The organism is Bacillus sp. FSL K6-2431, from assembly GCF_038005165.1.
Taxonomy (GTDB): domain Bacteria; phylum Bacillota; class Bacilli; order Bacillales; family Bacillaceae; genus Bacillus; species Bacillus pumilus.
On the sequence record NZ_JBBOSQ010000001.1, the window covers coordinates 3,388,489 to 3,400,164 of the forward strand.

The following is an 11,676-nucleotide window of genomic DNA, read 5'->3' on the forward strand; positions in this document are numbered from 1 at the left end:
CCTGTGCAGGAACATCCAGATCAAATGAAGCTTGAGGACGAACCATTTTTAAAGGGGACAGTTCAAGCCGTTATTTTCCATAATGAAAGTAATTTATACTCGGTGTTAAAGGTGAAAGTCATTGAAACATCGGAAAACTTAGAGGAAAAAACAGCATCTGTCACAGGCTACTTCCCAGCACTTCATGAGGAAGAAACTTACACCTTCTATGGCAAAGTCACAAGCCACCCGAAATTTGGTGAACAGTTTCAGGCAACTCATTTTCAAAAGGAAGTACCGACAACAAAGCAAGGAATCATCCATTATCTTTCAAGTGATTTATTTGAGGGGATAGGCAAAAAGACGGCGGAAGAAATTGTAGGGCAGCTTGGCAGTCAGACGCTTCATAAAATAATGCGTGACCCAGCGGTTTTGTATGACGTTCCGCGCTTATCAAAAAAGAAGGCAGATAAGCTGGCCGCAGCGCTCCAGGAGCATCAAGGATTGGAACAAATTATGATCAGCCTGAATCAATACGGCTTTGGTCCGCAGCTCAGCATGAAGATATACCAAGTGTACGAGAGTGAGACGCTGCAGAAGATTGAAGAAAACCCTTATCAGCTCGTCAAGGATGTCGAAGGAATCGGATTTATTAAGGCGGATGAGCTTGGCGCTAGAACCGGTATCTCAGGAAATGATCCAGAGCGAATCCGTGCAGCCTTGCTTTATACAGTGGAGACAGCCAGCCTTCAGGACGGTCATACGTACATACAAACAAAGGATTTGATCGTCGAAACCCGAAAACTGCTCAATCAGACAGGCAATGAGTACAAAGTGACGGAAATGGACGTCGCCAATCAGATCATTGCACTTGGCGAAGGGAAAGAGATGATCATTGAAGATGAGCGCTGCTATCATCCGTCCTTATTTTATGCCGAGCAAAGTGTCGCCAAACGTATACAAAAAATCGTCTCCCAAACGGAATATGCAGACCAATTCCCTGAATCAGAATTCCTTCTAGCCCTTGGTGAGCTAGAGGAACGGCTGGGCGTCCAGTATGCACCGACACAAAAAGAAGCGATTCAAAAGGCGCTCATGTCCCCAATGCTGCTTTTAACAGGCGGACCTGGGACTGGGAAGACAACAGTCATTAAAGGGATTGTTGAGCTTTACAGCGATCTTCACGGTGTATCTCTTGATCCGAGTGATTACAAAAAAGATGAATCCTTTCCATTTGTGCTTGCGGCGCCAACTGGACGAGCAGCTAAACGAATGACAGAATCAACAGGGCTTCCAGCTGTGACGATTCACCGGCTGCTTGGTTGGAATGGGTCAGAGGGATTCTCGCATGATGAAGAACAGCCGATTGAAGGAAAGCTTGTCATTATTGATGAATCAAGCATGCTAGATATTTGGCTTGCGAATCACTTGTTTAAGGCCATTCCTGATCATATCCAAGTGATCATGGTGGGGGATGAACATCAGCTTCCGTCTGTCGGACCAGGCCAAGTGTTAAGAGACTTGCTTGCATCACAAGCTGTGCCAGCTGTTACCCTGACAGATATTTACCGTCAGGCAGACGGCTCCAGCATTGTTGAGCTTGCACATGATATGAAAAATGGCGTCCTGCCAAAGGATATTACCGCACGTTCAAAGGATCGATCTTTCATAAAATGCTCAGTTGATCAAATGAAAGAAGTGATTGAGAAAGTCGTCAGCAATGCTGCTCAAAAAGGCTATTCAGCTAAAGACATTCAAGTGCTTGCGCCCATGTATAAAGGAAAAGCAGGCATTAATGAGCTCAATAAAATGCTGCAGCACATTTTAAATCCTAAAAAACCAAAAGGCAGAGAAATCCCGTTTGGTGATGTGGTGTACCGGACCGGTGATAAAGTGCTTCAGCTTGTGAATCAGCCGGAGAACAATATTTTTAACGGTGATATTGGCGAAATTGTCTCGATTTTTTATGCGAAAGAAAACACGGAAAAAGAAGACATGGCTGTGATCTCCTTTGATGGGAATGAAATCACCTTTACAAAAAAGGATTTTCATCAATTTACACATGCCTATTGCTGCTCCATCCACAAATCACAAGGCAGTGAATTCCCCATCGTTGTGCTTCCAGTCGTGAGAAGCTACTACAGAATGCTTCGGCGAAATCTGCTGTACACAGCCATTACACGAAGTAAAAAGTTTTTAATTCTGTGCGGCGAGGAATCAGCACTGGAGTGGGGCGTGAAAAACAATGAGGATTCGCTCAGACAAACGTCCTTAACGATGCGGCTCGTGCAAACCGAAGAGGTTATGGATGCTGAGCTTGCAGCACTTCAAAAAGAACTGCCGTTTAGCGTGCATGATGCAAATATCGGTATGGAGGGAATCACTCCATTTGATTTTATGCATGAATAAAAGGCTTCCAGATGGGAGCCTTTTTTAGCATGAAAAGAAATCCTCATATTTCGTTCATGGAAGCCATTTCTTCGTATGAGTCTTGCAGTAAACGCACACGATAAGACTGTTCCGCAAAAGGTGGTTGAGCACATTTTGAGAACATGTCGAGAGCTTGAAGGAATGTCAATTTATACAGGTGAAACGTCTCATTCACTTGGTTCGATAAAAGATATTTGCTTATTAGCCGGAGGCAGCTGCGGAGGATATGTGTTAGATGGGAAAAAGAAAGACTGTGCACTCGTTCCATTCTCGGCTGGGGATCAGCTGACAGACAAAGGCTTATATGTGAGCTGCCTGGAGGGAATAGGCATGGATTCCTCCGCCCCATCATTCTTATTTTCGAAATTGAAAAAGAAAATGATGCAGTCGCCTGATGGTGAAAATTTAGGCATTTTGGAAGATGTATACTTTTGCACAAATTCGGGCACAATCGTAGCATATGAACTCTCGGACGGCTTCTTTACAGAGCTTTCAGGGGTCCGAAAACAGCTGCAGGCTGCCGGAACCTTGATCAACGTTCAAAAGGAAGCACTTGTTCTAAACCGAAAGTAAAGAGGTGCTGATTATGCTCATTTGCCCAAATTGCAAATGTAAAGACATCGGAAAAATTGGGGTCAATCAATATTATTGCTGGGGCTGTTTTATTGAATTGACGCTGTCAAAAGGCAAAATATCTACACACCAAGTGGAAGAAGACGGAACACTAAGCAGCTTAGATGATCTGTTTAGTGATGATGAACGTTCAATTCAACTATAAGTGTTAAGGGGGAATTTCGAATGGGCAAAATGACTTCTTCACTATTAACGCTTGGTGCAGGTGCACTCGCATATCACTTTGCAAGCCGATATGATATGCCATCAAAGCGGGATATGAAAAAGCTAAGAAAACGCGTTATGAGAATGATGTAAACAAAAAGACATCCGCCAAAAGCCAAAAGCGGATGTCCTTTTTTATGCCTGCCTATATTCTAATCGGCGCGCGAGTAATGATAAGCTGAAATTGACGACAAAATACATCATCGCTGCTAATAGGAAAATGGGCAGTAAGTAAGATTGGCTCTGACCGTTTAATATTTGAGCGTGATGCAATAGCTCTGGAAGGGCAATGACAACAGCTAGTGACGTATCTTTTAAAAGAGAGATGAACTGACTAACAATTGGCGGTACCATACGGCGTAAAGCCTGCGGCATAATAATCATTTTTAACGTTTGGATATAGGTTAAACCAGAAGACCTAGCTGCTTCGATCTGCCCCTTATCAATTGATTTTAAACCGCTTCGAATAATTTCTGACAGCATCGCTGATTCAAATACGGTTAAAGCTGCAATAGCCGAGGCTGTAATGCTCAGCTTAATGCCGATTTCGGGCAGTGCAAAATATGTGAAAAAGATGATCAATAAGAGCGGCAGGTTTCGAATGGTTTCGACGACGACTGCAAGTATCTTTGATAAAACCGGAATCTGAGCGAACCGCAATGTGCCAATGACTAATCCAATGAGAAAGCTCAAAATGATGGAGATAAAAGCCACTTTTAAGGTGACAGCAAATCCTTCAAGTAAAAAGGCGAGATGATCAGGCTGGTAGGCACCTAGAAAATCCATGATGTTTCCTCCTTTCTAGTGGCTTCTTGCTAATCTTTTTTCTAAATAACCAACGCCTAAACTGAGCGGAATCGTTAATAGCAGATAGAACATGGCAACAAAGATGTAGACATCAAATGTCACAAATGTTCTAGAAGCGATGAGGTCTCCTTGATACATGAGATCAAACCCTGCAATGACACCTAAAATAGAGGAGTTTTTGACAAGATTAATAAATTGATTCCCAAGAGGGGGAATGACGATTTTAATCGCCTGCGGCAAAATGATATACCGCATCGTCCCGCCATAGGATAGACCTGAAGCACGGGCTGCTTCCATTTGTCCAAGCGGTACAGCTTGTATCCCTGCGCGAATGGCTTCAGCAATAAAGGCAGACGTATAAATGGCAAGGGCAATTGTGCCAGCGGTGAAGCCATCTGCTACAATGCCTAGCACGGGTAATCCAAAGAAGAAGACAAATGTAATCAATAATAACGGAATATTCCGAACAAACTCCACGTAAGCCGTTCCTAACCAGTTGAGCGGCCTAAGTGGCGCAATTCTCATAATGGCAATGAGTGTACCGATCAAAAAGCTTCCAATCAAAGCAATGACACTTGCACCAATGGTATATTTAAAGCCTTCTACATAAAGATGAAAATTTTCAATAAGAATGGAAAACCGTAGCAATCAGTTCACTTCCTTCCTGATCAACAGGTGAGCCAATGAGCGGCTCACCCTGAGAGAATCATTCTTCACACGTCAAACGGTCATTCTTTGATCCATTTTTGATGAATCTTGTCATACTCTCCATTGTCTTTTAAGGTTTTTAGGGCTTTATTGATCGCAGCTGTTAATTTCTGATCACCTTTTTTCACAGCAATACCATAAGGCTCATCTGTAAAGGTGCCGCCGACGACTTCGTAATTTGAATCCTCATCTGCCATACCAAATAAGATCGCATTATCGGTTGTCAGCACTTGCCCTTGGTTTGATTTTAAAGCTGTAAAAGCCTCCTGATAGTTCTCAAATTCTAATACAGACGCTTCAGGTGCTTTTTCGCGGATATTTTGAGAAGAAGTAGATCCTTTCACTGCAAGCACTTTCGTCCCTTTTTTAAGATCATCAATCGATTGAATGTCGCTTCCTTTTTTCACAAGCAATGATTGTCCTGCTTCAAAGTAAACATCTGAGAAATTGACTTCTTTTTTACGCTCTTCGGTAATCGTCATAGTTGCGACGATCGCATGAATATCTCCTTTTTGCAGTAGAGGAATTCTCGTTTTTGATGTCACTTCTTTGAATTCTGCTTTTCCTTCATCGCCGAGCATTTCCTTTGCGATGGCTTTTGCAATATCGATATCAAACCCTTCGATATCTCCGTTGCTAGGATTTTTTAGACCGAAGAGACGTGTATCATTCTTGACCCCGAATATGATTTTTTTGTCTTTTTGAATGGCTTCTAAAGAGCTTCCTTTTTTTGCATCAGTCGAGCCTTTTTCAGCAGATCCGCAAGCAGCCAATGCAGCAATACAGCAAGTCATAAAGAGTAGTAGGCCAAAGCGTTTCATTTTTTTCATCAAATCATTCCCCCTAGTGATTTAAAATACGGCTTAAAAAGAGCTGAGCGCGTTTCTCACGCGGTTTCTCATAAAATGCAGCCGGTGTTGACTCTTCAAGAACTCTGCCTTCATCAATAAAGACAATACGGTCGGCGACCTCTCTGGCAAATCCCATCTCATGTGTGACGACAACCATGGTCATTCCTTCTCGGGCGAGCTGCTTCATCACATCTAGTACCTCTCCGATCATCTCTGGGTCAAGAGCCGATGTCGGTTCGTCGAACAGCATGACCTCTGGCTTCATCGCAAGCCCTCTTGCAATCGCAACACGCTGCTGCTGTCCGCCTGAGAGTCTTGAAGGGTAGGCGTCAGCTTTATCAGGAATGCCGACTTTATGTAAATAAAATTCGGCTGTTTCCCTTGCTTCTTCCTTGCTCACCTTTTTCACCTTCATTGGGGCAAGCATAATGTTTTCAAGCACCGTCTTATGCGGGTAGAGGTGAAAATGCTGAAACACCATCCCAATATTTTGCCTGACAAGATTGATGTTGGTCTTCGGATGCTGAACAGGCACTTCGTTGACGAGTACCTTTCCCTCATCAATGCTTTCAAGACGATTGATGCATCTGAGCATCGTGCTTTTACCTGATCCTGAAGGGCCGATGATCACGACAACCTCACCTTTTTGAATATGTAGGTTAATGTCTTTCAGTACATGGAACTGGCCATAATGCTTGTTGACTTCTTCGAATGTGATCATGAAGAACCTCCTCTTGTACATGATGGAATATTCAGTGTAGACATTTTAGTGACTTTGGATGGAGCTGTATGTTTCATGTGTATTCATTTTTAACAAAGTTAGGACAAATTTTATTTACATGGATAATTACAGAAGATGGATAAACAATAAGAAAAGAGGTGAAAAAGGTGAAGAAACGTCCGGTCCAATTTCTGATATATGCCGCAGGGGTCCTGCTTGTCCTTGCATCCTTGCTCATTTTATTGCAGCTCGACGAGTTATGGATGCCTATTTTTTTGTTGTTAAAGGCGGTTCTAATTCCGCTGCTCATTGCCATTTTTATTTCTTATCTGCTTTATCCGATAGTGGAAAAATTGCACGCGGGGGGCTTGCCAAGGACTGTTAGTCTCTTATTGATTTATGTACTGTTTTTTGGCGGGATTGGGCTTGCGGTTTATAAAGGAGCGCCTGTCATGATCAAGCAGTTAAATGAGCTGTCAGAACAAATTCCTGTACTTGCGGAAACGTATAATGGCGCTTTATCACATATTCATCATCATACAAACCATTGGCCCGACGGACTTCACGACCGCTTGGATCGCTTAATTGTTCAATCGGAGACATATGCAGCTAACGGCGCGGAGCGAATGATTCTTAGCTGTAAAGTATTACTTGATTACGCATTAGTTGCAGCGCTCATTCCTTTTCTTGTTTTTTATATGGTGAAGGACATGAATACGATGAAGCGGGCTGCATGGTATTTGACGCCGCCATCATTTCGGAAGAGGGGACATGCGTTTGTGAAGGCAGTTGATGAATCGCTTGGTAATTATATTAGAGGGCAGCTGCTTGTCTGTTCATTAATTGGAGGTGCAGCAGCCATTGTGCTTTGGCTGTTTCATATCCCGTATCCGCTTGTCCTAGGTATGCTGATTGGCGCAACGAATGTTATTCCGTATTTTGGGCCGATTATCGGTGCGGTTCCCGCTGTCTTTATTGCGTTTACCATCTCGGTTAAATCGGTTATGATTGTGCTGATTACAGTAGCGGTGCTGCAATTTTTAGAAAGCAACGTCCTCAGCCCGATCATCGTAGGAAGAAGTCTTCATATGCATCCTGTCGTCATTATGCTTGTCTTGCTAGCAGGAGGAGAGTTATTTGGTTTAATAGGCATGATTTTAGCCGTACCAACTGCCGCTATCATCAGAGTGATCATTGTGCAATATATCCTCATGAGACGAAGCGTTTATTGACAAGAGAAGCCGAGTTGTCTATAATAATTTCGATTCATACTACATACTGAATTCAATGACGGACCCGAGTACGTTAAAAAGCTGTTGCAGAGAGAGGCTTTATTTTGCTGAGAAAAGCCTTATCAGACCTTTAACGGAAGCTAGTCCCGAGTGCAGATAAACACTGCCGCTCTCTTCCGGCGTTATCGGATGTGAAGGTGATAGACGGAATAGGTCTATAATCAGGGTGGTACCGCGAGAGCATCTCGTCCCTGTGTAAGTCGTTTTGTGCTTGCATAGGGCGGGATGTTTTTTCGTTTGTGTGGAGATTGATGAATGATAAGGGAGGATTTTTTGAATGAAAACTTTAACTTCAGCTCAAGTACGCCAAATGTTTTTAGACTTTTTTAAAGAAAAAGGACATGCTGTAGAACCGAGTGCATCACTCGTACCGCATGATGATCCGACACTTTTGTGGATCAACAGCGGCGTGGCAACATTAAAGAAATACTTTGATGGCCGCGTCGTACCTGAAAATCCGCGTATTTGCAACGCGCAAAAATCGATTCGTACAAATGATATTGAAAACGTAGGAAAAACGGCACGCCATCATACGTTCTTTGAAATGCTCGGCAACTTCTCTATTGGTGATTATTTTAAAGAAGAAGCGATCGAATGGGCGTGGGAATTCCTCACAAGTGACGAGTGGATTGGTTTTGACCCGAATTTGTTATCTGTCACTGTCCATCCAGAGGATGAAGAAGCGTATGTTCTATGGAGAGATAAAATCGGTGTACCTGAAGAACGTATTATTCGCCTTGAAGGCAACTTCTGGGATATTGGCGAGGGCCCAAGTGGACCGAATACAGAAATTTTCTATGACCGTGGTGAATCGTACGGTGACGACATGAACGATCCAGAATTATATCCTGGCGGAGAAAATGAGCGTTATTTAGAAGTGTGGAACCTAGTGTTCTCTGAATTTAACCATAATCCAGATGGGTCATACACGCCGCTGCCGAAGAAAAACATTGATACAGGGATGGGTCTTGAACGAATGGTATCTGTCATTCAAAACGTGCCAACGAATTTTGATACAGATCTATTCATGCCAATTATTCGTGCAGTTGAGACCATTTCTGGAGAAAGCTATGGCGAGACAAAGGAAAAGGATACAGCATTCAAAGTCATTGCGGACCACATCCGAACGGTTGCCTTTGCTGTAAGTGATGGAGCGCTTCCTTCCAATGAAGGCCGCGGGTATGTGTTAAGACGTTTGCTTCGCCGTGCAGTGCGTTATGCAAAAACCATTCACATCCATCGCCCGTTTATGTTTGACCTAGTTCCAGTTGTGGCGGAAATCATGAAGGATTTCTACCCAGATGTACAAGCGAAAGAAGAATTTATTGCGAAAGTCATCAAGAATGAAGAAGAACGCTTCCATGAAACACTGAACGAAGGCTTAGCTATTTTGTCAGAGGTCATCAAAAAAGAAAGAGACAAAGGCAGCACACAGATTTCAGGTGAAGATGTATTTAAGCTGTATGACACGTATGGATTCCCTGTCGAGCTCACAGAAGAATACGCAGAAGATGAGAACATGACAGTGGATCGAGAAGGCTTCCAGGCTGAGATGGAGAAGCAGCGTGAACGTGCAAGAAATGCGAGACAAGATGTCGGCAGTATGCAGGTTCAAGGTGGCGCTTTAGGAGATATTAAAGTAGAAAGCACATTTGTTGGCTACGAAAATCTAACGGCAGATGCCCGTATCGTCGAATTGCTTCAAAATGGTGAAATTGTTACAGAAGCACATGAAGGCGATACAGTGCAAATTTTGTTAGATGAAACACCTTTCTATGCGGAAAGCGGCGGACAAGTGGCTGATAAAGGGACATTGAAAAGCGCTGAAGTGAACATTGACATCAAAGATGTGAAAAAGGCGCCAAATGGTCAGCATGTTCATGAAGGAGTAGTCGTAAGCGGTACAGCCAAAAAAGGACTTGAAGTCACTGCGGAAGTGGAATCAGCTCTTCGAAAAGGCATTGTGAAAAACCATACAGCGACACATCTTTTGCATCAGGCGCTAAAAGACGTTTTGGGCAGCCACGTGAACCAGGCAGGATCATTGGTGAATGAAAATAGACTTCGCTTTGACTTCTCTCACTTTGGACAAGTCACAAAAGAAGAATTGTCTCAGATTGAAAAAATTGTGAACGAAAAGATCTGGGAAGGCATCTCTGTTGCTATTGACCTGAAGCCGATTGCTGAAGCAAAAGAAATGGGTGCAATGGCGCTCTTTGGCGAGAAGTATGGTGATATTGTCCGAGTTGTCCAAGTAGGCGATTACAGCATCGAGCTATGCGGCGGCTGTCATGTGCAAAATACTGCGGAAATCGGGTTGTTTAAAATTGCATCTGAATCGGGTATTGGTGCTGGAACACGCCGGATTGAGGCGGTGACTGGTAAAGGGGCATACGAAGAATTAAATGACCAGCTGACGATTTTAGAGCAGGCAGCGAGTGAGCTGAAGTCAAATACGAAGGATGTACCAAAACGTATCGCTTCATTGCAGGCAGATTTAAAAGAGGTTCAAAGAGAAAACGAATCTCTTCTTGCAAAATTAAGCCAGGCTGAAGCAGGCTCTATTTTAGAGAAAGTGACAGAAATCGGCGGAGTAAAAGTGTTAACTGAAAAAGTAAACGCGAAAGACATGAACCATTTAAGAACAATGGTTGATGACTTAAAAGCCAAATTAGGATCAGCTGTCATTGTGCTCGGAGCCGTTCAAAATGGAAAAGTAAACATTTCAGCAGGAGTGACAAAAGACGTCATCGAAAAAGGTCTGCATGCAGGGAAACTTGTGAAACAGGCAGCTGAAATCTGCGGCGGAGGCGGAGGCGGACGCCCAGACATGGCACAAGCAGGCGGAAAACAACCGGAAAAGCTAGAAGAAGCACTGGCAATTGTCGAAGAATCTGTCAAATCCGTTTTATAATCAGGCGATGTAGTGTAGAATAATGGTATTAGATGAGCGGTTAGAAAAAAGCTTGCTAGTAGAATGTTGGAAGAGAGGTGCAAGAAGCAGTGAGTTCATTTGATAAGACAATGAAGTTTAACTTCTCTGATGATTCAGCTGAAACCAATGTGAATGAAGTGCTCATTAAAGTACATGACGCACTCCAAGAAAAAGGATACAACCCGATCAATCAAATTGTCGGATACTTGCTGTCAGGCGACCCTGCTTATATTCCAAGACATCAGGATGCTCGCAACCTAATTCGTAAACTAGAACGAGACGAATTAATTGAGGAATTGGTTAAATCGTACTTAGAGACACATAAAGAGGCGTAAAACATGAGAATTTTAGGCTTAGATTTAGGCACGAAAACCCTTGGTGTTGCGATCAGTGATGAAATGGGATGGACAGCGCAAGGGATTGAAACAATTAAAATTGATGAAGCAGGCGGAGACTTCGGTCTCAGCCGCCTGTCCGAGATCGTCTCGCAATATGGAACGGATAAAATTGTACTTGGTTTTCCAAAAAATATGAACGGTACGGTCGGTCCTAGAGGCGAAGCCAGCCAATCATTTGCGAAAGTGTTAGAAAACACGTACAATGTTCCTGTTGTGCTTTGGGACGAGCGTCTGTCGACAATGGCAGCGGAAAAAATGCTCATCTCTGCAGATGTGAGCAGACAAAAGCGTAAAAAAGTCATTGATAAAATGGCGGCTGTTATGATCCTGCAAGGGTACTTAGACAGCTTAAATTAAAATGAGGTGAATCAAATGGAACACGGAGAAAAGCAAATTACAATCGTTGATGATAATGGAAATGAACAGCTTTGCGAAGTACTATTTACTTTTGAAAGCGACCATTTTAACAAATCATATGTTCTTTACTACCCAATTTCTGAGCAAGACAATGAAGAAATTGAAATTCATGCATCAAGCTTCACGCCGAACGAAAACGGTGAAGATGGCGAGCTAGAGCCTATTGAAACGGATGAAGAGTGGGACATGATTGAAGAAACGTTAAATACGTTCTTAGATCAAGAAGAAGACGAAGAATAGAACGAATAAAAGGCCTGTGAACGGATCTTAGTGATCTTTCTTCACAGGTCTTTTTTTACGA

Annotated in this window: 13 protein-coding genes and 1 other annotated feature; of the genes, 9 read left to right on the forward strand and 4 right to left on the reverse strand. The window is 43.1% G+C overall.

Annotated features, from left to right (window positions below; genetic code table 11):
• Positions 1–3 precede the first annotated feature (3 nt).
• From recD2 to MHH40_RS17105, 4 genes are all read left to right on the forward strand, one after another.
• On the forward strand, positions 4–2,388 hold the full coding sequence (gene recD2, locus MHH40_RS17090) for an SF1B family DNA helicase RecD2 (RefSeq protein ID WP_003216666.1): 2,385 nt from the start codon (positions 4–6) through the stop codon (positions 2,386–2,388).
• Positions 2,389–2,523: 135 nt separating this feature from the next.
• Positions 2,524–2,982 carry a PRC-barrel domain-containing protein gene (locus tag MHH40_RS17095; protein ID WP_233421701.1) on the forward strand — a complete coding sequence of 153 codons (459 nt, stop codon included), beginning with the start codon at positions 2,524–2,526 and terminating at the stop codon, positions 2,980–2,982.
• 13 nt (positions 2,983–2,995) lie between these two features.
• The gene (locus MHH40_RS17100) at positions 2,996–3,187 is read left to right on the forward strand and encodes a hypothetical protein (RefSeq protein WP_003216308.1); all 192 of its coding nucleotides are present in this window, start codon (positions 2,996–2,998) and stop codon (positions 3,185–3,187) included.
• Between the two features lie 20 nt (positions 3,188–3,207).
• Positions 3,208–3,339, forward strand: coding sequence for a YrzQ family protein (locus MHH40_RS17105; RefSeq protein WP_003216198.1), 132 nt, complete (start codon positions 3,208–3,210; stop codon positions 3,337–3,339).
• 42 nt (positions 3,340–3,381) lie between these two features.
• Here MHH40_RS17105 and MHH40_RS17110 read toward each other — a convergent pair whose 3' ends face one another.
• The 4 genes from MHH40_RS17110 to MHH40_RS17125 form a co-directional block, all read right to left on the reverse strand.
• Positions 3,382–4,032, reverse strand: coding sequence for an amino acid ABC transporter permease (locus tag MHH40_RS17110; protein ID WP_003216394.1), 651 nt, complete (start codon positions 4,030–4,032; stop codon positions 3,382–3,384).
• A gap of 15 nt (positions 4,033–4,047) precedes the next feature.
• On the reverse strand, positions 4,048–4,701 hold the full coding sequence (locus MHH40_RS17115; protein ID WP_003216507.1) for an amino acid ABC transporter permease: 654 nt from the start codon (positions 4,699–4,701) through the stop codon (positions 4,048–4,050).
• Positions 4,702–4,781: 80 nt separating this feature from the next.
• Complete coding sequence (locus MHH40_RS17120) at positions 4,782–5,591, reverse strand: transporter substrate-binding domain-containing protein (protein ID WP_050943676.1); 810 nt, start codon at positions 5,589–5,591, stop codon at positions 4,782–4,784.
• 13 nt (positions 5,592–5,604) lie between these two features.
• Entirely contained in the window at positions 5,605–6,333 is a 729-nt protein-coding gene (locus tag MHH40_RS17125; RefSeq protein ID WP_050943677.1) for an amino acid ABC transporter ATP-binding protein, read from the reverse strand.
• A 167-nt stretch (positions 6,334–6,500) separates the two neighbouring features.
• On the opposite strand from MHH40_RS17125, the gene MHH40_RS17130 reads away from it, so the two are divergent.
• The 5 genes from MHH40_RS17130 (at position 6,501) to MHH40_RS17150 (ending at position 11,615) form a co-directional block, all read left to right on the forward strand.
• Entirely contained in the window at positions 6,501–7,565 is a 1,065-nt protein-coding gene (locus MHH40_RS17130) for an AI-2E family transporter (protein ID WP_050943678.1), read from the forward strand.
• A 46-nt stretch (positions 7,566–7,611) separates the two neighbouring features.
• Positions 7,612–7,821, forward strand: a binding site (T-box leader).
• Between the two features lie 81 nt (positions 7,822–7,902).
• A complete protein-coding gene (gene alaS, locus MHH40_RS17135; protein WP_050943679.1) occupies positions 7,903–10,539 on the forward strand; it encodes an alanine--tRNA ligase in 2,637 nt (878 codons plus the stop codon).
• Between the two features lie 89 nt (positions 10,540–10,628).
• Positions 10,629–10,895 carry an IreB family regulatory phosphoprotein gene (locus MHH40_RS17140; protein WP_034620648.1) on the forward strand — a complete coding sequence of 89 codons (267 nt, stop codon included), beginning with the start codon at positions 10,629–10,631 and terminating at the stop codon, positions 10,893–10,895.
• 3 nt (positions 10,896–10,898) lie between these two features.
• The gene (ruvX, locus tag MHH40_RS17145) at positions 10,899–11,315 is read left to right on the forward strand and encodes a Holliday junction resolvase RuvX (RefSeq protein ID WP_003216519.1); all 417 of its coding nucleotides are present in this window, start codon (positions 10,899–10,901) and stop codon (positions 11,313–11,315) included.
• A 15-nt stretch (positions 11,316–11,330) separates the two neighbouring features.
• On the forward strand, positions 11,331–11,615 hold the full coding sequence (locus MHH40_RS17150) for a DUF1292 domain-containing protein (RefSeq protein WP_003216483.1): 285 nt from the start codon (positions 11,331–11,333) through the stop codon (positions 11,613–11,615).
• The last annotated feature ends 61 nt before the right edge of the window (positions 11,616–11,676 follow it).